This is a genomic window from Nocardia sp. NPDC049707 (assembly GCF_040674855.1).
GTDB lineage: Bacteria > Actinomycetota > Actinomycetes > Mycobacteriales > Mycobacteriaceae > Nocardia.
The window spans coordinates 83,281-105,499 of the sequence record NZ_JBFANN010000015.1; the positions used below are offsets into that span (position 1 = coordinate 83,281).

At 64.7% G+C, this 22,219-nt stretch carries 21 protein-coding genes; 12 read left to right on the top strand and 9 right to left on the bottom strand.

Going from position 1 to position 22,219, the window contains the following annotated elements:
- Window positions 1–107: 107 nt before the first annotated feature.
- Entirely contained in the window at window positions 108–431 is a 324-nt protein-coding gene (locus tag AB0J29_RS16125; protein ID WP_364785753.1) for an ESX-1 secretion-associated protein, read from the top strand.
- On the top strand, window positions 428–1,570 hold the full coding sequence (locus AB0J29_RS16130) for a transglycosylase SLT domain-containing protein (protein ID WP_364785756.1): 1,143 nt from the start codon (window positions 428–430) through the stop codon (window positions 1,568–1,570). The genes AB0J29_RS16125 and AB0J29_RS16130 overlap by 4 nt, the downstream gene beginning before the upstream one ends.
- Here the strand turns inward: AB0J29_RS16130 and AB0J29_RS16135 are convergent.
- The gene (locus AB0J29_RS16135) at window positions 1,564–1,764 is read right to left on the bottom strand and encodes a DNA-binding protein (protein WP_364785759.1); all 201 of its coding nucleotides are present in this window, start codon (window positions 1,762–1,764) and stop codon (window positions 1,564–1,566) included. The genes AB0J29_RS16130 and AB0J29_RS16135 overlap by 7 nt on opposite strands.
- Window positions 1,765–1,900: 136 nt before the next feature.
- On the opposite strand from AB0J29_RS16135, the gene AB0J29_RS16140 reads away from it, so the two are divergent.
- A complete protein-coding gene (locus AB0J29_RS16140) occupies window positions 1,901–2,668 on the top strand; it encodes an acyl-ACP thioesterase domain-containing protein (RefSeq protein WP_364785762.1) in 768 nt (255 codons plus the stop codon).
- Window positions 2,669–2,711: 43 nt separating this feature from the next.
- On the opposite strand, the gene AB0J29_RS16145 is transcribed toward AB0J29_RS16140, so the two are convergent.
- Window positions 2,712–4,382, bottom strand: coding sequence for an FAD-dependent oxidoreductase (locus AB0J29_RS16145; RefSeq protein WP_364785765.1), 1,671 nt, complete (start codon window positions 4,380–4,382; stop codon window positions 2,712–2,714).
- Window positions 4,383–4,564: 182 nt separating this feature from the next.
- On the opposite strand from AB0J29_RS16145, the gene AB0J29_RS16150 reads away from it, so the two are divergent.
- Window positions 4,565–5,056: a histidine phosphatase family protein gene (locus tag AB0J29_RS16150; RefSeq protein WP_364785768.1), complete on the top strand. Its 492-nt coding sequence runs from the start codon at window positions 4,565–4,567 to the stop codon at window positions 5,054–5,056.
- A gap of 12 nt (window positions 5,057–5,068) precedes the next feature.
- Here AB0J29_RS16150 and AB0J29_RS16155 read toward each other — a convergent pair whose 3' ends face one another.
- A complete protein-coding gene (locus tag AB0J29_RS16155; RefSeq protein WP_364493755.1) occupies window positions 5,069–5,272 on the bottom strand; it encodes a hypothetical protein in 204 nt (67 codons plus the stop codon).
- Between the two features lie 94 nt (window positions 5,273–5,366).
- Between AB0J29_RS16155 and AB0J29_RS16160 the strand changes: the two genes are divergently transcribed.
- The 6 genes from AB0J29_RS16160 (at window position 5,367) to AB0J29_RS16185 (ending at window position 9,349) form a co-directional block, all read left to right on the top strand.
- A complete protein-coding gene (locus AB0J29_RS16160) occupies window positions 5,367–5,735 on the top strand; it encodes a VOC family protein (RefSeq protein ID WP_364785771.1) in 369 nt (122 codons plus the stop codon).
- A gap of 144 nt (window positions 5,736–5,879) precedes the next feature.
- Window positions 5,880–6,350, top strand: coding sequence for a MerR family transcriptional regulator (locus AB0J29_RS16165; protein ID WP_364785775.1), 471 nt, complete (start codon window positions 5,880–5,882; stop codon window positions 6,348–6,350).
- Between the two features lie 109 nt (window positions 6,351–6,459).
- Window positions 6,460–6,753 carry a putative quinol monooxygenase gene (locus AB0J29_RS16170; RefSeq protein ID WP_364785778.1) on the top strand — a complete coding sequence of 98 codons (294 nt, stop codon included), beginning with the start codon at window positions 6,460–6,462 and terminating at the stop codon, window positions 6,751–6,753.
- 87 nt (window positions 6,754–6,840) lie between these two features.
- Window positions 6,841–7,629: a GNAT family N-acetyltransferase gene (locus AB0J29_RS16175; RefSeq protein ID WP_364785781.1), complete on the top strand. Its 789-nt coding sequence runs from the start codon at window positions 6,841–6,843 to the stop codon at window positions 7,627–7,629.
- Window positions 7,626–8,615 carry a pirin family protein gene (locus AB0J29_RS16180; protein ID WP_364785784.1) on the top strand — a complete coding sequence of 330 codons (990 nt, stop codon included), beginning with the start codon at window positions 7,626–7,628 and terminating at the stop codon, window positions 8,613–8,615. The genes AB0J29_RS16175 and AB0J29_RS16180 overlap by 4 nt, the downstream gene beginning before the upstream one ends.
- An 89-nt stretch (window positions 8,616–8,704) precedes the next feature.
- Window positions 8,705–9,349 (top strand): hypothetical protein, encoded by a 645-nt coding sequence (locus tag AB0J29_RS16185; RefSeq protein WP_364785787.1) that lies wholly within the window; start codon window positions 8,705–8,707, stop codon window positions 9,347–9,349.
- Here AB0J29_RS16185 and AB0J29_RS16190 read toward each other — a convergent pair.
- Entirely contained in the window at window positions 9,339–10,196 is an 858-nt protein-coding gene (locus AB0J29_RS16190; RefSeq protein ID WP_364785790.1) for a helix-turn-helix transcriptional regulator, read from the bottom strand. The two genes, AB0J29_RS16185 and AB0J29_RS16190, sit on opposite strands and share 11 nt — an antisense overlap.
- Window positions 10,197–10,296: 100 nt before the next feature.
- On the opposite strand from AB0J29_RS16190, the gene AB0J29_RS16195 reads away from it, so the two are divergent.
- The gene (locus AB0J29_RS16195) at window positions 10,297–11,304 is read left to right on the top strand and encodes an aldo/keto reductase (protein WP_364785793.1); all 1,008 of its coding nucleotides are present in this window, start codon (window positions 10,297–10,299) and stop codon (window positions 11,302–11,304) included.
- A gap of 41 nt (window positions 11,305–11,345) precedes the next feature.
- Here the strand turns inward: AB0J29_RS16195 and AB0J29_RS16200 are convergent, their stop codons facing one another.
- Window positions 11,346–11,816, bottom strand: a complete 471-nt coding sequence (locus tag AB0J29_RS16200) for a DUF4442 domain-containing protein (RefSeq protein WP_364785796.1) — start codon at window positions 11,814–11,816, stop codon at window positions 11,346–11,348.
- A gap of 70 nt (window positions 11,817–11,886) precedes the next feature.
- Window positions 11,887–12,207: a CD225/dispanin family protein gene (locus AB0J29_RS16205; protein ID WP_364785799.1), complete on the bottom strand. Its 321-nt coding sequence runs from the start codon at window positions 12,205–12,207 to the stop codon at window positions 11,887–11,889.
- 233 nt (window positions 12,208–12,440) lie between these two features.
- Here AB0J29_RS16205 and AB0J29_RS16210 point away from each other — a divergent pair, with 233 nt between their 5' ends.
- Window positions 12,441–13,124, top strand: a complete 684-nt coding sequence (locus AB0J29_RS16210; protein ID WP_364785802.1) for a hypothetical protein — start codon at window positions 12,441–12,443, stop codon at window positions 13,122–13,124.
- Here the strand turns inward: AB0J29_RS16210 and AB0J29_RS16215 are convergent, their stop codons facing one another.
- The 3 genes from AB0J29_RS16215 to rpoB all read right to left on the bottom strand — a co-directional run bounded on the left by AB0J29_RS16215 (window position 13,125) and on the right by rpoB (window position 21,818).
- The gene (locus AB0J29_RS16215; RefSeq protein ID WP_364785805.1) at window positions 13,125–14,174 is read right to left on the bottom strand and encodes a glycerophosphodiester phosphodiesterase family protein; all 1,050 of its coding nucleotides are present in this window, start codon (window positions 14,172–14,174) and stop codon (window positions 13,125–13,127) included.
- Window positions 14,175–14,254: 80 nt separating this feature from the next.
- The gene (locus tag AB0J29_RS16220; protein WP_364785808.1) at window positions 14,255–18,208 is read right to left on the bottom strand and encodes a DNA-directed RNA polymerase subunit beta'; all 3,954 of its coding nucleotides are present in this window, start codon (window positions 18,206–18,208) and stop codon (window positions 14,255–14,257) included.
- Window positions 18,209–18,314: 106 nt separating this feature from the next.
- Window positions 18,315–21,818, bottom strand: a complete 3,504-nt coding sequence (gene rpoB / locus AB0J29_RS16225) for a DNA-directed RNA polymerase subunit beta (protein WP_364785811.1) — start codon at window positions 21,816–21,818, stop codon at window positions 18,315–18,317.
- Window positions 21,819–22,219 lie beyond the last annotated feature (401 nt).

The following is a 22,219-nucleotide window of genomic DNA, read 5'->3' on the forward strand; positions in this document are numbered from 1 at the left end:
ACCGATGTCCTGACCAACCTAGCCACCCCCGCTCGGTCCCCTGTCCACACCACCTGTTTTTGCTATGCTGACCGCGATCTGAGGTGGGGACGAAGGGGGAGTTTTTCGTGGTGGACCAGATAAACCCGGGAACGTTGCGGGTCGACGCGGGCGCGCTGCAGACATTCGCCAAGAATCTCGGCGATGAGGCGGGCGGCATCAAGAAGCTCAATGCCGGTGACGGCTTCAACGTCGCGGCGAACGCACTGCCCGGCACCCCATTCGGCACCGCGGTGCCACCGGCCACCGATGCCGTCAACCGCAGTCTGACCCGAATCGGCGAGCGCCTCGAGAAAATCGCCTCGATCACCCACAACGCCGCGGGCGCCTTCGAAGTCGCCGAAACCGACTTCACGAACAACCTGAAGAAGATCGGCCTGGAACTGCCATGACCCTCTCCCTCGACGATGTCGCGAAGTGGGAGCCGGAACACCTCACCACCGCCGGAAACAACGCGCTCCAGCTCTCGACGGATCTGGATGCCGCAGTCCGCAAAGGAACGGAAGACACCGCGAAGCTCGGAACCGACAGGATCTGGTCCGGTGCCGCCGCCGCTGCGGCCAACACGCGGATGGGAACCGAGCAGACCCGCACCTCCGAAGTCAGTACGCGGTTGCACGAACTCCAGACGGCGTTCCAGGCCGAGGTGGGTCGACTGCAGTACCTCAAGGACGAGATCGTCAAGCTGCGCAATACGATCCAGACCGCCTCGCCGATTCCGGCGGACGGCCAGGGTCTCATCACCGGCTTCCCGGTGAACCCCGACGGAACCATCGATCCCACAGCCCGGATCGCCGAGCTGCTCGGCCCGTTGTCCGACCAGGACAACCAGAACGCGGACACCCAAAACCTCACGATACGTGCCAAGGCCGACGCGGCGAACTGGTCGAACCAGATCACCCTCAAACTGCAGGAAGCGGAGCAGGCCGCCAGCGACGCAAAAGTCGAGGTCGACACCGCCGTACAGAACCTGGAGAAGGCCTTCAACGGCCTCGGTGACCCGAATGCCGTTGTGCCGCAGCCGAAGTACACCAGCACCACACCGAGCTCGACCACGACGTCGAAGCCCAGCTACATATCCGGCAACCACAATGGCGGCGGCTCCGGAACCTCCTCCGGCAGTTCGTATTCGGGCGATACCACCTCGTACAACGTCCCCACCACCATGCCCACCGGCGATCAGAAGAAGTGGATCGAGGAAGCCATCAAGGCACTGCGCGAAAAGGGCTACAACATCAGCGACAGCGACGCCGCGATCATCGCGACCATTATCGAGAAGGAATCCGGCGGCAACCCCAACGCCATCAACCTCTGGGACAGGAATGCCGCGGCGGGCATTCCATCCAAGGGCCTGATGCAGACCATCGACCCGACCTTCAACGCCTACAAGTTGGACGGCCACGACGACATCTGGAACCCGGTCGACAACATCATCGCGGGCACTCGCTATGCGATCGAGCGCTACGGCGCGCTCTCGAATGTCCCGGGTATCGCGGCGATGAGCCAGGGCAACGGCTACGTCGGCTACTGACGCGGCGCGAAGCTCTGGTCCCGTTCGGCGAGGGCGGTGCGGAGTTCGGCGATGGCGGTGGGACCGACGCCATGCAGTGCGGCAAGATCACGTTCGGTCCATGCGGTCAGGTCGGCCAGGCGCTGGATTCCGGCGGCGGCCAGGGCGCGTTCGGCCGGTTTGCCGAGTTCGGCGGGCAGGTCGGTGCCGGGCATGGCCCCATGCTGCTCCGGGGGACCGACATCGGTGGGTAGAGGCGGCTCGACGCGAGGGTGTGACGTACGCCCCGTAAAGTCGTCTCAGAACAGCAGCGTAAAGAACGCGGCACACCGTGCAGCGCGAGGAGCACCAGTGTCACTCGATCAGCCACTCGCCCCGCTTCCCCAGGAGGGCATGGGGTTTGCGTCGGCGTGGCCCATCCGGGCTGGCGATGTCGATCCGTACAACCGCTTGCGGTTCGACGCCGTCGCACGTTATCTGCAGGACATCGCCTGGGAACAACTGCAGCAGACGAATCTGCATACCACCGATCCGAGCTGGATCGTCCGTCGTACGGTCATCGATGTCATCCGGCCGATCCTGTGGCCCGACGAGGTGCGGCTGCTGCGGTGGTGTTCGAGCATGTCCACCCGGTGGACGAATATGCGGGTGCGCATTACCAGCGCGAACGGCGGATTGATCGAGACCGAGGGCTTCTGGATCAATATCAGCGAGTCCAACAATATGCCCGCGAGAATCAGCGACGATGGCCTCGCCTACCTGGCACAGACCACCCATGAGCACCGCTTGCGCTGGCGGCCGTATCTCACCGACGCCACCCCACCGGAATCGGATACCGATATGCCGTTCCCGGTGCGGGCTACCGATATCGACCAGTACAACCACGTCAACAATGCCTGTTACTGGCAGGCCGTGGAACAGTTCCTGGTCGAATACCCCAAGCTGGTCGCGGGACCGCATCGCGCGGTGATCGAGTATGTCGCGCCGGTGCTGGCGCGTCAACATGTCACCGTGCGCAGCCGCTACGAACCGGGGGACCGCTACGGGCGACCGGTGCTGCGCTTGTGGTTCGTGGTCGGCGGCACCACCACGACCGTCGTGCGCATCATGCCACTGTAAGAAAGACCGGCTCGGTTCACCGGGAACGGAGCCGGTCTCCGGCTCAGCCGCGCGCGGCCTCGAGCAGATCCGCACGCGTGGTGAACTTGACCCGCGGACGGCCCGAGGCCTTACCCGCGGACTTCTCCGCGGTATCGATCGCCTTCCAGCCCGCACGGTCGACCAGATCGGCCTGCCGCTGTTCGAGCAGCGCCTTCAGCGCGGCCCGATCCGCCTGTGGCACACCGAGTTTGCCCGTGGTGAAGTCGGCGATGAGCTGCTCAACGGTCTCCTCGGAGTCGGTACGGTTGGTACCGATGACACCGCGCGGACCGCGCTTGATCCAGCCGCTCACGTACACACCGGGCAGCGGAATACCGTCCGCGCCGATGACACGGCCGTGCTCATTGGGGATGACAGCGCGGCGCTCGTCGAAGGGTAGACCCTTGATCGGTTCGCCCTTGTAGCCGATGGAACGCAAGACCAATCCGGCGTCCAAGGTTTCGGTGCGATCGGTCGTGCGCGCCACCAATTGGCCATTCTCGCTGACCAATTCGTTGTGTGCGAACTCCACCGACTCGACATGATCGGCACCATGCAGTGCCGTCGGCGAGACCAGATAGCGGAAGACGATCCGCTTATTGGCCGGATCGCGCCGCCCCGCCGCGTATTCCTCGGCGAGGGTGTACTTCAGCTCCAGCGACGGCTCGACCTCGGGATCGTCCAGCAGCGCCTGGCTGCCCGGATCGAGCGCCAGATCGGCCTCCTCGACGATGATATCGACGCCCTTCAGATGCGTCAGTGCCAGGAACTCCGGCGAGGTGTAGGCCGCCTGCAGCGGACCGCGCCGACCGAGCACGACGACCTCGCGAATATTGCTGCCGCGCAGCGCATCCAGGGCGTGGTCGGCGATATCGGTCTTGGCGAGTTCGTCCGGGTCCACCGTCAGTACGCGGGCGACATCCAGCGCGACATTGCCGTTGCCGACGATGACCGCGCGCTCGCCGGACAGGTCGAACTCGCGATCCGCGTAGTCCGGATGTCCGTTGTACCAGGCGACGAATTCGGTCGCGGAATGGCTGCCGGGCAGATCCTCGCCTGGCACACCGAGGCGCCGGTCCGAGGAAGCGCCGACGGCGTAGATGACCGCGTGGTGATGGGCGAGCAGTTCCTCATGGGTGATGTGCGAGCCCACCTCCACATTGAGGTAGTACTGCAGCGTCTCCCGTCGGAAGGCCGATTCGAACAGCCCGGAGACCGTCTTCGTGCCCGGGTGGTCGGGGGCGACGCCCGCACGCACCAGACCCCACGGTGTCGGCAGCCGATCGAACATCTCGATCTCGACATCGCAGCGGCGCAGCAGTTCGTCGGCCGCGTAACAGGCCGCGGGCCCCGCTCCGACGATCGCGACGCGCAGCGTGCCGAGTTCCTTGGGCGGACGCGCGGGCGTGACGATCGGATCGAAGTTCGATTCGAGTGGATGGCGCTGGAAGTAGGCGGCATTGATGTCACGGAACCTGGCCAGCGACGCGGTCAGATCATCCTCGGCGAAGATGGCCTCCACCGGACACGCGTCAACGCAGGCACCGCAGTCGATACAGGTGTCGGGGTCGATGTAGAGCATCTCGGTCGTCGCGAATTCCGGCTGGTCCGGGGTGGGACGGATGCAATCGACCGGGCACTCGGTGACGCAGCTGGCGTCGTTGCAACAACGCTGCGTGATTACGTAGGCCATATTGTGCAGATCCTCGAAAATGTACCTGGGCTATAGCCACCCAAGGGGGTCGGGAGTGGTCGGGAGCGTCAACGTCGCGGTGCCGGCGGAGGGTGCCCCAGAAGGCGCCGTGATGTGATGCCGGTTTCAGTTTGCCTCGAGTATGTTCGAAGCCTCTCCTCCGGAGGGCTTACGGTATGTCCATGGTGCGGACTCTTATCCTCATGCGGCACGGTAAGTCTGCCTATCCCAACGGTATCTCCGATCACGAGCGCCCGCTGGCTCCGCGTGGTCAGCGCGAGGCCGGACTTGCCGGTCAGTGGTTACGCGAGACCCAGCCGCCGATCGATGCGGTACGCTGCTCGACCGCCACGCGCACCCGGGAAACGCTGGCCGCCACCGGAGTTACCGCGCCGGTGGTCTACGAGGCCGGCATTTATGAGGCGTCGCCGCGCACGCTCATCGAATTGGTCCAGCTCAGCCCTGACGATGTCGCGACGCTACTGGTCATCGGGCATGCGCCCGGAATGCCGTGGATGGCATGGGAGTTGGCGAGCAATCGCGATTCCGAACCGGCGATCGAGCTCAGCCGGAAGTTCCCCACGTCGGCGCTCGCGGTACTCGAATTCGACCGGCCGTGGGCGCAGGTGGACGAGGGCACCGGTGATCTGGTGCGCTTCCATATCCCGCGCTGATCGCGGGTGCTGTCAGTGCAGTAGTTTGCCGCCGACGACCACGACGACGCCGAGGACGACGAGCAGCACGAACGCGGCGAATCCGCCGAGCAGCCACCACACGACGCCGAGCGCCAGCACGAATGGCGCCACCGCGACGGCGGTGATCAATGGGCTTTCCTTGACCGTGGCCCAGGCCGAACGGGCCCTGATCCGGTCGATGTCCTTACCTGGCATGTCACCAGGGTAGGTGCGAAAACCAGTTCTCGCCGTAGAGCCGATGCGATGCCTTCCACAATGACTGCTCGCAGGTCACTGCAATGATCAGCGGATGGAATGGAAAATCGAACTCGTCGCAATTCCGGTGACCGACGTGGACCGCGCCAAGGACTTCTACACCAAGATCGGCTTCAACGCCGACCACGACCACCGCGTCAGCGAGAGCCTGCGCTTCGTCCAGCTGACCCCGCCCGGCTCCGGCTGCTCCATCTGCATCGGCGAGGGCATCACCGAAGCCGCACCGGGCAGCGTCGAAGGCATGCAGATGGTCGTCGCCAGCGCCGAGGACGCCTACCGGCAACTGGTCGCGGCGGGTGTTGAAGCCACCCCGGTGCAGGATATGGGCTGGGGCCTGTTCACCTTCTTCGCCGATCCGGATGGCAATAAATGGGCCGTACAGGAGCTCCCTCAGCGCGACTGAGGATCTCAGCCGCTCGCAACGTGCTGCTGTCGTTCTTCCCCAACCAGCTGCAGCCGATTCCGTGATTCGGCAGAATTGAGGCTTGCTTGGAGTGCGCTCCAGGTAACTACCGTCGGTTCTGTTCATCGAGGAAGGGCGAGTGCAGTGGGTCGAGCCGTAGATCAGGTTGTCGGTGATCAGCAAGTTATCGATGCGGATCAGGAGAAGCCGCAGTATTCGATCGGCGAGGCGGCCGATCGGTCGGGACTGAGTCGGGACACGCTGCGCTGGTACGAGCGGATCGGGCTGATGAACTACATCGGGCGCGACCACGCCGGGAAGCGGCGGTTCAGTAATCGCGATCTGGAGTGGTTGGCATTGATCGGCAGGTTGCGCACCACCGGGATGTCGGTCGCGGACATGGTCCGTTATGCCGAATTGGTGCGGGAGGGGGAATCCACCGTGCCCGAGCGGTTGCAGATGTTCCGTGATACCCGCGCGGAAGTACTCGCCAAGATCGACGAACTTCGGCAGACCCTGGCCGTACTCGATTACAAGATCGACCTGTACGAGGGCAAGATCGCCGGCGTCAAACCGGCCGCACTCACACAACCATGTGAACGGATCAAAATATGAGCGCGCTGGAGCCGATCGCCGACGACCTGGCCGGAGACCGGTACGCGGATAACTCATTCACCTTCGTCGGCCGGGTATGACCGACCGCGCAGCAGATCAGGAGTCATCGATGTCCACACTGACGCTCAATGTCCGGTTCACCGCCAAGCCCGGTCACGAGACCGACCTGCGCGAGGCGCTGGAGGATATGGTCACGCCGACGCTCGCCGAGGCAGGCTGTGTCGCCTACGCGCTATATCTGCACCCGAGCGATCCGAGCCGCGTCGTGCTGCTCGAAGAGTGGGTCGACGAGGCGGCGCTCGCGGCGCATTTCGAAACCCCGCATCTGAAGGAGTGCGCCGCCATTCTGGAGGAGATCCTGATCGAGCCGTTCCAGATCCGGCGGTTCCACGAGATCGCCTGACGCCCAGGGCACCCAAGATTCCAGGAACCCAGCGCATCACGTCATCCGGACCGCAGTCCGATTCCGTGCTGCTCTATTATCCGGATCATGGAGTCCACCGGTAGACGTGTGTTCATCGATAGGCAAACACCCGAAGCGTTTCGAGCGTTGAACACCGTGGCCAGCGCGGTCCGCGCCGCCGGCGCCGGGGCCGGACTCGACCGCAAGCTCATCGAACTGATCAACCTGCGCGTCTCGGAGATCAACGGCTGCGCCTACTGCCTGGACGTGCACCATCGCGCGGCCGTTGCGGCCGGTGCCAGCGAGCGCGAACTCGCCGTCCTGTCGGCGTGGCGGCGCACCGAGCTGTTCACGCCGCGGGAGCGGGCCGCGCTGGCACTTGCCGAACTCACCACGACGCTGCCGGACGAGGCCACGTTGGACCGTGACTACGCTCTGGCACGGGAGCATCTTTCGGATGAGCAGGTTTCGGCGATCCTCTGGGTCGCCACCACGATCGGCGCGTTCAACCGCGTGTCGATCCTGAGCAAGCACCCGGTACGCCCGACGAAGGAGAAGCCGACCATGACCGAATCGACGCCCGAGAGCAAGGTCGTCCGCAACGACGAGAAGAAGCGCTACGAGGTGTACTACGGCGGCGAACTGGCCGGGTTCAGCGAGTACGAGGAGCGCGACGACGAGACGGTATTCATCCACACCGAGATCGATGGCGCGTTCTCCGGCAAGGGCCTCGGCACCGTCCTGGCCAAGCACGCGGTCGAGGATGTGATCGCCCGCGACCGGGTGATCCGGCCGTTGTGCCCGTTCATCAAGGCCTACCTGGAGAAGCATCCGCAGTACGACGAGCATGTAGTCGGCAAGGGCGTGACACGATGAGTGATCTCGATCCGCATCCGGAGGAGGCGGTCTGCGAGGCGACCCCGGGTCCCGGTCCGGTCGCGGAGCTCTATCCGGCCCGCGAGGTTCCGCTCGGCGGGGTGCGCGGCGTCTACGTGGAACGTGTACTGCCGCAACGTGATCTGCCGACCGTCGGCGCCTGGTGCTTCCTCGATCATTTCGGCTCGCCCACGGTGACCAAGACGGGTGCGTCACCGGATATCGATCCGCATCCGCATATCGGATTGCAGACGGTGACCTGGCCGTTCGACGGACGCATCCGGCACCGCGATTCGGTCGGCTCCGATGTGGAGATCGAGCCGGGACAGCTGAATCTGATGACCTCCGGCCGCGGCATCGCACATTCCGAATACGGCGTCGCGGGGGCGCACGCCGGGCACGGCCTGCAACTGTGGATCGCCTTGCCCGGCAACAGCCTCGGCATCGATCCGCATTTCGAACAGCATCGTGAGCTGCCGGTCTACCAGGCACCCGGATTGCGCGCCATCGTGCTGATCGGCACATTCGCCGGACTCACCTCGCCCGCCAAGGCGTATACACCGATCGTCGGCGCTGATGTGCGGCTCGAACCGGGCACCGACACCACCATCGCCCTTGATCCCGATTTCGAGCACGCGCTCATGGTGATCGAGGGCACTGTCACCGCCGATGGCACCGAAATCGCCGCGGGCCCACTGCTCTACCTCGGCACCGAACGCGACGAGTTGCGGCTCAACAGTGCCGAGGGCGCGCATTTCGCGCTCATCGGCGGCGAGCCGTTCGGCGAGGAATTGGTGATGTGGTGGAACTTCGTCGGCCGCAGCCATGAGGACATAGTCGCGGCCCGAAACGATTGGGAGAAGCAGGATGTCGAACGTTTCGCCGATATCGCGGGCCACACACCGCAGCAGCGCATCCCGGCCCCGCCGCTGCCCGGTCTGCATCTGAAGCCGCGCAAGCGGCGGATCGGTTCGGCCAGGACCTGAATCCGAAGCACCGCAAAACAATCCGAACCAAGGTATTTTCTTCCGCAGCAAACCGGCATTCCATGCCGGTGCTCGGATGAAAGAGCAGGATGAGGATCTCCAGAATCACCGCGACGGCATTGCTCGCGCTCGCGGCCACCACGATCGGCACCAGCGTCGTACACGCCGAACCCGCACCGCCCGTACCGAATTCGACCGCCGACGCACCGCTCGATCTGCAGGGTTCCTTCCAGCACATCGGCTATCGCGTTGCGGCGACGGAGAATCGCCACGCCGTGGTGACGACCATTTCGGAAGGTCACTGGGATCTGGTCCGCGACAATAAGGTCATCTCGCTGACCGATCGCAACGGACAGGTGGTCGCCGCGCTGCCGACCGCGCTGAAGATCGCCGGACATCGGATCGATCTAGTGCCCGCCATCGACGACGCGGGCACGCGGCTCTCGCTGACCCCGATCAGGACGGCCGACGATCCGGTACGTGAGGTGAGCACCCAGGAGCGCTTCTTCGATCAGGTCGAGAAGTCCATGCCGCAGGTGCTGACCGGAGCCGCGATCGGTGCGGCCATCGGATTCGTCCTCGGGTTCCCGCTCGGCCTCTTCGTCTTCGACGTGGTCACCGTCCCGATCACCACCGTGGTCGGCGGGGCCATCGGCGCGTTCGCGGGCCTTTCGGTCGGTGGTGGCGAACCCGCGATTCAGGCTGCGGTGGATTACTTCGATCTCAATCCCTGAGCGAGCCGTGTGGTAGCAGGCGCTGTGTCCCGATGACGCGCAATAGATCCAGCTTCTCCGCGGCATCGGTGCCCGGACGCGGCATAAAGACGAGTAGACGCTGCGCCGCGTTCGGGGTCAGCATGGTCTCACAGACTGTATCGATCGCACCGACCTCGGGGTGCAGGATCCGCTTGATATCCGAAGTACGCACCGCCACTGCGTGTTCGTGCCACAACTGCTCGAATTCCGTACTCGCGGCACGCAATCGGCTCACGTATTCGGTGACGTCGGCATCGCCGGATCGGCGCGCCGCGGTGGCGCGCAGATCCGCGACGTGGTTGCGCCCCAACCGCTCCCAGTCTTCCTCCGGGAAGATCGAACGCGACTGCGGATCGGCAAACCAGCGCCAAGCATAGAACCGGTCCCAGCCGCGCCGATTCGCGTGGTCGCCGACGAGCAGGGTGTGCATCCGGTTCTGCACCAGCACCTCGCCGAGGTCGGTGATAACCGTGGCCGCGGTGTCGTCCAGTTTCGCGAGCACATGCATGATCCCGGGACCGACATGTTTGTCGGCGGATTCGCGTCCGGGCGGGGCGTGGTCGCACAGGTGATACAGATAGTCGCGCTCGTCATTGCTCGAGCGCAGCGCCCGCGCCAGCGACGCCAGCACCTGGGTGGAGGGCCGAGGACCGCGGGACTGCTCGAGGCGGGTGTAGTAGTCGGTGGAGATGCCCGCCAGCATTGCCACCTCGTCTCGGCGCAGGCCCGGCGTGCGGCGGCGTACCCCCGGTGGCAGCCCGACATCCGCGGGCGTCAACTGTTCGCGACGCCTGCGCAGGAAATCGGCCAGTTCAGATCGGTCCATAACACCACTGTCCCGCATGACGCGCGGTCCAGCCAGGGATCGCCGATCCCCCGATAAGCCATCACTGCCGCCGCCCGCGCTCAGGGGCCAAGCTTGTCTCATGACGACATCGAAGCTCACCACCAAGCTCGGCAATACCGGCCCGGCGGTCAGTCGCATCGGACTCGGCGCCATGGGCATGTCCGGCATGTACGGCGTCACCGACGACGCCGAATCGATTGCCACCATCCACGCCGCATTGGACTCCGGCGCCAACCTCATCGATACCGGCGACTTCTACGGCGCCGGTCACAACGAGATGCTGATCGGCAAGGCCATTGCCGAGCGTCCCCGCGCGGACATGGTGCTGAGTGTGAAGTTCGGCGTACTGCGCGGACCGGGTGGCACCTGGGGCGGCACCGACAATCGTCCCGTCGCACTGCGCAACTTCCTCATCTACAGCCTGCAGCGGCTCGGCGTGGACTACATCGATATCTACCGGCCTGCCCGCTTGGACCCGAACGTCCCGATCGAGGAGACGATCGGCGCCATGGCCGAACTCGTCGAGGCGGGGTATATCCGGCACATCGGCCTGTCCGAGGTCGGCGTCGACACCATTCGCCGGGCCGCCGCTGTGCACCCGATCGCGGATCTGCAGATCGAGTATTCGCTGATCTCCCGGGGTATCGAGGCCGAAATCCTGCCCGCGGTACGGGAACTCGGCATCGGCATCACCGCCTACGGTGTGCTGTCGCGTGGCCTGCTCAGCGACTCGGTGCGTCCGGGTGCGACCTTCGCGCCGACCGACTTCCGCGCGCACAGTCCGCGCTTCCAGGGTGAAAATCTCGACCAGAATCTGAAATTGGTCGAAGCCCTCGCGAAAATCGCTGCGGAGAAGGATGTTTCGGTAGCGCAACTCGCCATTGCCTGGGTGCTGACCCGGGGCGCCGATATCGTGCCCATCCTCGGCGCGCGTACTCGCCAGCGCTGGTCGGAATCCCTCGGGGCCGTGGATATCCAGCTCAGCGCCGAGGAACTGGCGACCATCGAGGCCGCCGTGCCCGCGGAGCAGATCGCGGGTGACCGTTACGCTGCCGCACAGATGGCACTGCTCGATAGCGAGCGCTGAAATCCGGTGCGGGAGGGCGGGTTCGGACCGCCCTCCCGGGGTCAGTTCCGGCGCGGCCGAATGACGGCCGTGAACGCTGATGCGGCAACGGACTTTCCGGTGCTGTCGGTGATATCCACCGGCACCGCCAACTCGACATCGACCCGCGCCGCGATATCGGCGCGCACCTGTGCCACAGTTTCGGCGGTCAACCGGGAGGTCGCGAGGAACGGACCCGCCTCCCCTCTGGCCCGCGCCAGATATTCGATCCGGCCGTCACGGGCGACGATGAAAGTCTCACCCATCAGATCGACAATGCCCGAGATCGACGCGCCCATCGCCGCGGTCTCGGCCAGGCCGAACAGCACCGCGGCATGCAGATCACCGTTGTGGTTGAGATGTTCGGGCTTCGGCGCGATCGTCACGACATTGCGGCCCGCACTGAACTCCACACCTTCGATACCGGCGAACTGGACAAACCCAAGCTTCTGAAATCCGGCCATCACCAGATCGCCCATGGTCCCGTCGTCCATCGCATCTCCCGCCGAACTGAAACGTGTTCCAATTTCATACCCCGCGGAGTAGCGGCTGTCCACCGCGGGGTCAGTAGGAAGACGATTGGGTGAGCGTGACGACCAGGTAGCCGAGCCCGAGTACCGCGCACAGCACATTCGCGACCATGGCGCCGATCGCCCAGCCCCGCGCCTTTTTCGACGCGTCCAGAGCACCGGCGACATCGCTCGCGATCCACTTCGAATGCACCTGGGTACCGAAGACGATCGCGACCAGCCCGAGCGCCGTCCCCACCAGACAGGTCAGTGTTCCGATCACCGTGGCGACGACCGCGAAACCCAGATGCGCTTTCGGCTCGAACTGCGGCTGGGGCGGCGGGTAGCCATAGCCGGGCTGTTGTCCATAGGTCATGGGTGTGATCCCGTCTCGAAGTCGGCGGCCGGGCCCGGCACTCAGGGCCACACCAGCCTACGAATCCGGCAGCGCACTGCGCACGGGGCCGGCGGACGATCGCGCGATCGGCTCGGCTTCGGCACAATAGACAGCGGTGGCACAGCTATCGCGATGGGATATTGCATGACGGCGTTGGCCAGGAAGGCCGAGGGTAAGCCGATGTGTCCGCAACCGATCGGACGGTAGGGCCGATGTACGACCCGACCTCCGATATCGATCGGATCATCGCGGAGCAGGTGGGTTGGTCCACGATGGACGACCATCTGCTGTACACCTGCGGTGTCATCGACTTCCTGCTGCATGACCGGCTTGCCGAACTGCCGCCCCGGGCAACCATGGTTCGAACCGAACCGGACGAAATATGCCTGGCCGAGGGGCCCGCCGTCTGGTTCCAATGGCGGGCGGTCGGGGACGGAATCTGGAATCGGAACACCGTGACGGCGGTCGGCTCATTGTCCTTCGTGGCGGCGGCCCAGCTCGGCAATGCCATGACGAACCGTTCGCGACGCCGCCGAGCCCAGGCCGGACTGCACCCGCGCTGGGTGGCCGAACGCCCCGGCTCGGTCATGGTTTCGGACCGACGGATGTACTGCTACAACGCCGATCATTCGTTCTCGGTGCATTGGGCGAGACTGGAAATGGTGGATATGCCCGGTCCCGATCGGCTGATCTGCCGTTATCCGGACCGAACCGGCAATCCACATCTCCTCCAGGTCCACAGCCCATGGGCCGTGCTGATTTTCGCACTCGCAGCGCACACTCAGTTCCCCAGCCATCCGCTCTTGCTGTCCGGCAACTGGCTACCCGCGGGGTTCGAGGAGAAATGCCACATCGCCGGTAAAACCTGCCCGCGAGTGCGGCATCGGGACCGATAGTCAGCGGTGATACGCCCTGGGCAGCCGGTAGCCGCGTTCGGCCAGGATGGTGCGCAGTAGGTCGGGGCGATTGGTGATCAGACCGTCCACGCCCAGATCGATCAGCGCGGTCATGGTGGCGCGATCATCCACCGTCCACGGCACCACCGTCATGCCACGCTCATGTGCGGCGCGGACCAGTTCGGCCGTCGTGAACGCCGTGTAGCCCGGATCCTCGACCGTGCCGTCCTGCGGACTGCCGTGGACCGGCGACAGCACATTCGCGCCGAACGACGCCGCGGCCGCGACATATTTCTGCGGCAGTGTGCCAGGAAAGTCATCGATATCGATCCCACCCAACCACGGTGACGCACCTGGCTGACCTTCCTGCAGAAATTGCTGCCCATTGGTCAGCGCGACGATCGGCAACTCCGGCTCGACCTGTCGCATCCGCATCAGCGCGCCCCAATCGAAACTCTGTATGGTCACCCGGTTTTCGAAATGCGCCCGATGCACTTCCGCCGCAACCACCTGCACGAATTGCTCCCGCGGCGCGGTCTGCTCCGGCGCTCCCGCCTCCACCTTCGTCTCGACATTCAGCATCACATCATCGGCGCGGTAGGCCCGCACCAGATCGAATACCTCCGACAGCAACGGCATTCGCTCCCCCGGCGCGATGCGCTGATCCGGAAATGCGGCCAATTGCTTCGATCCGCAATCGATCGTCCGCACCTGCGCCAATGTCAGATCCCGAATGAACTGCGTACCAGGCACATACGGAAACTTCGGATCACCAGGAAACGCGGGCGCGGTATCGACGCATTTCTCCGGACTCGGATCCCGATCATGCGTGACCACCGCGAATCCATCTGCCGTAATCTGCACATCCAATTCCAATGTGCTGACCCCCAATTCCAGCGCATTCGCGAACGCGGCCAAGGTGTTCTCCACCACCAGCCCCGCCCCACCCCGATGCGCCTCCACATCGAAGGCGCGCCCCGGCCCATCCGCCGCTGCCACATCGGCGGCGGCCAATAACACCCCGACCAGGCCCGCCGCACACCACCGCATGCGCCTCATCGTGACATACGGGCCTGCAACGCGAACGGCCCCCGCTCCAAGCAGAGCGGGGGCCGAATGCTGCTACCGGGTCAGCGGTAGTCGCTGAAACCGTAATCGTCGAGCGGGACCGCGGCACCGGTGGTGGCGCCGAAGCTTTCCGGGCTGTAGTAGGTGTCGTCGTAGGACGGCACCGCGTACGCCGCGGCACGAGCCTCTTCGGTCGGCTGGACCTGGATATTGCGGTAGCGGTTGATACCGGTACCGGCCGGGATCAGCTTGCCGATGATCACGTTTTCCTTGAGGCCGATGAGCTTGTCCGAGCGGCAGTTGATCGCCGCGTCGGTCAGGACTCGAGTGGTCTCCTGGAAGGATGCCGCCGACAGCCACGAATCGGTCGCCAGCGACGCCTTCGTGATACCCATCAGCACCGGGCGACCCGCCGCGGGCTCGCCGCCCTCGGCGACGACGCGACGGTTGGAGGCCTCGAACTCGGCGCGCTCGGTGAGCGAGCCGGGCAGGAACTCCGTGGCACCGGAATCGATGATCGTCACGCGACGCAGCATCTGGCGCACGATGACCTCGATGTGCTTGTCGTGGATCGACACACCCTGCGAGCGGTAGACCTCCTGGACCTCGTGGACCAGGTGGATCTGCACCTGACGGGGGCCCATCACGCGCAGCACCTCATGCGGATCCGCCGCGCCTTCCAGCAACTGCTGGCCGACCTCGACGTGGTCACCGTCGGAGAGCAGACGCTCGGTGCCGTCGTCGTGCTTGAACACACGCAGCCGCTGACGCTTCGAGAGCTTGTCGTAGACAACCTCTTCGCCACCGTCATCCGGGATGATGGTGATCTTGTAGAAGCGATCGTCGTCCTCGAGCCGCACCCGACCCGAGACCTCCGCGATCGGCGCCTTGCCCTTGGGCACACGAGCCTCGAAGAGCTCCTGCACACGGGGCAGACCGCCGGTGATGTCGTCACCCGCGACACCACCCTGGTGGAAGGTACGCATGGTCAGCTGGGTACCGGGCTCACCGATGGACTGCGCGGCGACGATACCGACGGCCTCACCGATATCCACCAACTTGCCGGTCGCCATCGAGCGGCCGTAGCAGGTGGCGCAGACACCGGTGCCGGTGGTGCAGGTCAGCACGGAGCGGACCTTCACATCGGTGATGCCGGCGTCGAGCAGCGCCTCGATGGCCGGGTCACCGAGGTCGGCGCCCTTCTCCACGATGACATTGCCGTTCGCGTCGATCGCATCGGCCGCGAGCGTCCGCGCGTAGGCGGAGGTCTCCACATGCGCGTCCCGGATCAGCGAGCCGTCGAACTGCTTCTCCGCGATCGGCACCAGGATGCCGCGCTCGGTACCACAGTCGTGCTCGCGCACGATGACGTCCTGCGAGACGTCCACCAGACGACGGGTCAGGTAACCCGAGTCGGCGGTGCGAAGCGCGGTGTCGGCCAGACCCTTACGGGCACCGTGGGTGTTGATGAAGTACTCCAGCACCGTCAGGCCCTCACGGAAGGAGGACTTGATCGGCCGCGGGATGAATTCACCCTTCGGGTTGGTAACCAGGCCCTTCATACCGGCGAGGGTACGAGTCTGGGTGAAGTTACCGGTCGCGCCCGAGTCGACGATCGTGATGATCGGGTTGTCGGCCGGGTAGTGCGAACGCAGCGCCTTACCGACCTCTTCGGTCGCTTCCTGCCAGATCTTGACCAGGGCGTTGTTGCGCTCCTGGTGGTCGAGAGCACCACGCTGGTACTTCTTCTCGATCTGATCGGACTGCGCCTCGTAGCGCTCCATGATCTCGGTCTTCTCCGGCGGAACGAGCACGTCCGACATCGAGACCGTCACACCGGAACGGGTGGCCCAGTAGAAGCCAGCGTCCTTCAGCTTGTCGACGGTCTGCGCGACCACGATCATCGGGTAGCGCTCGGCCAGATCGTTGATGATCGTGGCCTGACGCTTCTTCGGCATCTGCTCGTTGATGAACGAATAGTCCGCCGGGAGCAACTCGTTGAACAGCACGCGACCGAGGGTGGTCTCGGCGATCCACGCATCGCCGCGGCTCCAGCCGTCCGGGAACTGCTCCACCTCGACGGCCTTCGGCGGCCGCTGGTCGGTGAGCCGCACCTTGATCAGCGAACGCACGGTCAGCTCACCACGGTCCACCGCCATCTGCGCCTCGGCGGGCGAGGAGTACACGCCCTGTTCCGGCGCGTCCTTGGTGGCCGCCTGGTACTCGCCCTTCGCGCCATCTTCGAGGCGGGTCAGGTAGTACAGACCGGTCACCATGTCCAGACGCGGCATGGCCAGCGGGCGACCCGAGGCGGGCGACAGGATGTTGTTCGAGGACAGCATCAGGATGCGGGCCTCGGCCTGCGCCTCCGCGGACAGCGGCAGGTGCACGGCCATCTGGTCACCGTCGAAGTCGGCGTTGAACGCCTCACAGACCAGCGGGTGCAGCTGGATGGCCTTACCTTCCACCAGCTGCGGCTCGAAGGCCTGGATGCCGAGGCGGTGCAGGGTGGGCGCACGGTTCAGCAGCACCGGATGTTCGGCGATGACCTCTTCGAGGACATCCCACACCTGGGGACGCTGCCGCTCGACCATCCGCTTCGCGGACTTGATGTTCTGCGCGTGGTTCAGGTCGACCAGACGCTTCATCACGAACGGCTTGAACAGCTCCAGCGCCATCAGCTTGGGCAGACCGCACTGGTGCAGCTTCAGCTGCGGACCGACGACGATGACCGAACGGCCCGAGTAGTCGACGCGCTTACCGAGCAGGTTCTGCCGGAAACGACCCTGCTTACCCTTGAGCAGATCGCTCAGCGACTTCAGCGGGCGGTTACCCGGTCCGGTGACCGGACGGCCGCGGCGGCCGTTGTCGAACAGCGCGTCCACGGACTCCTGCAGCATCCGCTTCTCGTTGTTGACGATGATCTCGGGCGCGCCGAGATCGATCAGTCGCTTGAGGCGGTTGTTGCGGTTGATCACGCGGCGGTACAGGTCGTTCAGGTCGGAGGTGGCGAAGCGGCCACCGTCGAGCTGAACCATCGGGCGCAGCTCCGGCGGGATCACCGGAACGGCGTCGAGCACCATGCCCATGGGCGAGTTGCCGTTGGCCTGGAAGGCCGCCACAACCTTGAGCCGCTTGAGCGCGCGCAGCTTCTTCTGGCCCTTACCGCTGCGGATGGTCTCGCGCAGCGTTTCGGCCTCGGCGTCGATGTCGAAGTTCTCCATCAGCTTCTGGATGGACTCCGCACCCATGGCGCCGGTGAAGTATTCGCCGTAGCGGTCGATCAGCTCACGGTAGAGCACCTCGTCGACGATGAGCTGCTTGACCGACAGCTTGGTGAAGGTGCTCCAGATCTCGTCGAGCCGGTCCAGCTCGCGCTGGGCGCGGTCGCGCAGCTGACGCATTTCGCGCTCGCCGCCGTCCTTGACCTTGCGGCGGACATCGGACTTCGCACCCTCGGCCTCGAGCTCGGCCAGATCGGCCTCCAGCTTCTGGGCGCGGGCCTCGAGATCGGCGTCGCGCTGATCGGCGACCGCCTTCTTCTCGACCTCCATCTCGGCTTCGAGCGTGGAGAGCTCGTTGTGACGCAACTCCTCGTCGACGCCGACGATGACGTAGGCGGCGAAGTAGATGATCTTTTCCAGATCCTTCGGCGCCAAGTCGAGCAGGTACCCGAGGCGCGAGGGCACGCCCTTGAAGTACCAGATGTGGGTAACCGGAGCGGCCAGCTCGATGTGGCCCATCCGCTCACGGCGCACCTTGGCACGAGTCACCTCGACGCCACAGCGCTCACAGATGATGCCCTTGAAGCGGACGCGCTTGTACTTACCGCAGTAGCACTCCCAGTCCCGGGTGGGACCGAAGATCTTCTCGCAGAACAGGCCGTCCTTCTCCGGCTTGAGCGTGCGGTAGTTGATGGTCTCCGGCTTCTTCACCTCGCCGAAGGACCACTGGCGGATGTCTTCGGCGGTGGCCAGACCGATCCGGAGTTCATCGAAGAAGTTGACGTCTAGCACGTAACTTCCTTTCCCCTATTCGGGTCGAATTCGAGCAAAAAGTTCACTAGTTGGTCGAGCGCGGAGGCCGGATATCGTCGGCGTGCACGACATCCGGCCCTACCGCCTAGTTCGCCAGATCGTCGACGGTCGCGGCTTCGTTCCTGGACAGGTTGATGCCCAGGTTCGCGGCCGCGCGCTCCAGATCCTCATCATCGCCGTCGCGCATCTCGATCGCCGCACCGTCCGAAGACAGCACCTCGACGTTGAGGCACAGCGACTGGAGCTCCTTCAGGAGCACCTTGAACGACTCCGGAATGCCCGGCTCCGGAATGTTCTCGCCCTTGACGATCGCCTCGTACACCTTCACGCGACCGACCACGTCGTCGGACTTGATGGTGAGCAGTTCCTGCAGCGTGTAGGCGGCGCCGTAGGCCTGCATGGCCCAGCACTCCATCTCACCGAAGCGCTGACCACCGAACTGCGCCTTACCACCGAGCGGCTGCTGGGTGATCATCGAGTACGGACCGGTCGAACGGGCGTGGATCTTGTCGTCGACCAGGTGGTGCAACTTCAGGATGTACATGTAGCCGACCGCGACCGGGTACGGGAACGGCTCACCGGAACGCCCGTCGAACAGCGTGGCCTTGCCGTTGTCGTCGACCATGCGCTCACCGTCGCGGTTCGGCAGGGTCGAGGCGAGCAAGCCGGTCAGCTCCTCTTCGCGAGCGCCGTCGAACACCGGGGTGGCGATATTGGAATCGGCCGGAGCCGCCAACATCTCCTCCGGCAGTGCCCTGGCCCAGTCCGGACGGGAACCATCCGAAGCGCCGACATCCCAGCCCGCCTTGCCGATCCACCCGAGGTGGGTCTCCAAGATCTGGCCGATGTTCATACGACGCGGCACACCGTGGGTGTTCAAGATGATGTCCACCGGGGTGCCGTCGGGCATGAACGGCATGTCCTCGGTCGGGAGGATCTTGCCGATAACACCCTTATTGCCGTGCCGACCGGCCAGCTTGTCGCCGTCCTGGATCTTGCGCTTCTGCGCCACGTACACCCGGACCAGCTCGTTGACACCGGGTGGCAGATCGTCATCGTCCTCGCGCGAGAACACGCGGATGCCGATGACCTTGCCGGACTCACCGTGCGGCACCTTCAGTGAGGTGTCGCGCACCTCACGCGCCTTCTCACCGAAGATCGCGCGCAGCAGCCGCTCCTCCGGGGTCAGCTCGGTCTCACCCTTCGGGGTGACCTTGCCGACCAGGATGTCGCCGTCGCGCACCTCGGCGCCGATACGCACGATGCCACGCTCGTCCAGATCCGCCAGGACCTCGTCGGAGACGTTCGGGATATCCCGGGTGATCTCCTCGGCACCGAGCTTGGTGTCGCGGGCGTCGATTTCGTGCTCCTCGATATGGATCGAGGTGAGCACGTCCTCCTCCACGAGGCGCTGCGACAGGATGATCGCGTCCTCGTAGTTGTGGCCTTCCCACGGCATGATCGCCACGAGCAGGTTCTTACCGAGCGCCATCTCACCGTTCTCGGTGCACGGACCATCGGCGAGCACCTGACCGGACTCGACGCGCTGACCCTCGTCGACGATCGGGCGCTGGTTGGCGCAGGTGCCCTGGTTCGAGCGGGCGAACTTGCGCATCCGGTAGCTCTTGCGGGTACCGTCGTCGGCCATCACGGTGACGTAATCGGCCGAAACCTCTTCCACCACACCGGGCTTCTCGTTCACCACGACATCACCGGCGTCGACCGCGGCGCGCAGCTCCATACCGGTGCCCACGATCGGGGATTCGGAACGGATCAGCGGCACGGCCTGGCGCTGCATGTTCGCACCCATGAGGGCACGGTTGGCGTCATCGTGCTCGAGGAACGGAATCATCGCGGTCGCGACCGAAACCATCTGGCGCGGCGAAACATCCATGTAGTCGACCTCGTCGGCGGGGACGAGTTCGTTCTCGTCATTGCCCCGACGGCAGAGCACGCGCTCCTCGATGAAGCGGCCATCGGCGTCGACCGGCGAGTTGGCCTGCGCGCGAACGTGGCGGTCCTCTTCGTCAGCGGTGAGGTACTTCACCTCATCGGTGACCACACCGTTGACCACCTTGCGGTAAGGCGTCTCGATGAAGCCGAACGGGTTGACCCGCGCGTACACCGACAGCGAACCGATCAGGCCGATGTTCGGGCCTTCCGGGGTCTCGATCGGGCACATGCGGCCGTAGTGCGAGGTGTGCACGTCGCGGACTTCCAGACCGGCGCGCTCACGGGACAGACCACCCGGGCCCAGCGCCGAGAGGCGACGCTTGTGGGTCAGACCCGACAGCGGGTTGTTCTGGTCCATGAACTGCGACAGCTGCGAGGTTCCGAAGAACTCCTTGATCGCGGCTACGACGGGACGGATGTTGATCAGGGTCTGCGGCGTGATGGCCTCGACGTCCTGGGTGGTCATCCGCTCGCGGACCACGCGCTCCATGCGGGACAGGCCGACCCGGATCTGGTTCTGGATCAGCTCGCCGACGGTACGCAGGCGACGGTTGCCGAAGTGGTCGATATCGTCGACCTCGACCGGCACCTCTTCGCCGCCCGGCGCGGTCATCGCCTTATCAGCGGCGTGCAGACGCACCAGGTACTCGATCGTGGTGACGATGTCTTCCTTGGTGAGCACCGATGCGGTGATCGGCTCGCCGAGGTGGATGCCGAGCTTCTTGTTGATCTTGTAGCGACCGACGCGCGCCAGGTCGTAGCGCTTCTCCTTGAAGAACAGGTTCTCCAGCAGGGTCTGCGCGGACTCCTTGGTCGGCGGCTCGCCCGGACGCAGCTTGCGGTAGATGTCCAGCAGCGCCTCGTCCTGACCGGCGGTGTTGTCCTTCTCCAGGGTCGACATCATGATCTCGGAGAAGCCGAAGCGCTCGACGATCTCCTCGGTGGTCCACCCCAGCGCCTTCAGCAGCACGGTAACCGGCTGCCGACGCTTGCGGTCGATGCGCACACCGACGGTATCGCGCTTGTCGACATCGAATTCCAGCCAAGCACCACGCGACGGAATGACCCGCACACTGTGCAGATCCTTCTCGGTGCCCTTGTCGACCGAGTGATCGAAGTACACACCCGGCGAACGCACCAGCTGCGAAACGACCACGCGCTCGGTGCCGTTGATGATGAACGTGCCCTTATCGGTCATCATCGGGAAATCACCCATGAAGACCGTCTGGCTCTTGATCTCACCGGTGTTGTTGTTGATGAACTCGGCGGTCACGAACAACGGGGCCGCATAGGTCATGTCCTTGTCTTTGCACTCGTCGATAGAGGCCTTGACCTCCTCGAAACGAGGATCCGAGAAAGACAGGGACATCGACCCGGAGAAGTCCTCGATCGGCGAGAGCTCCTCGAGCACCTCCTCCAGACCGCCCGTTAGTCCGCCGTCGCCGCGAGCCGCGGCTTTTTCACGCCACGAGGGCGAGCCGATCAACCATGCAAATGAGTCGGTCTGTAGATCGAGAAGTCCGGGCACCTCCAAGGGCTCACGGATCTTCGCGAAAGACACCCGCAACGGGGCTCCGGGGATTCCGGCAACTGCCTTGGTCTGGGTGGAGACTGCCAAGATGCGTCCTTCCAGCACCTCACGCGGGTCGCGTGGTGGTCCGCGACCGTCGCTTGTCTGCTACGAATTCCGCTGGTCACAACCCGAACGAAACCCGAACAGGCAACAACAGAAGTAACACCGGAAGGTGGAACTTACGTGTGCAAATTGAGGTATGGACAGGAGGCAGCCAGCGCAACGTCCAACCGTACACCCATACGCAAGGCGGTGTCAAAGTACCACCCGAACCAGCCGCCGCGTGGCGGCTCGCCGCGACCGTTATAACCGCGTGTCATGCCCGAATCGCTGGCTGCGTCGGGATAGCCACGGGGCTCATGAAGCCACTGTGACAGCTGCCGCTGTTGTGAATAGCGTGACGTGTCCGGCGAAACTCGTCAAGTGGCGGGACCGATGCGATGATCGTCCAGATCCCCTGCCCC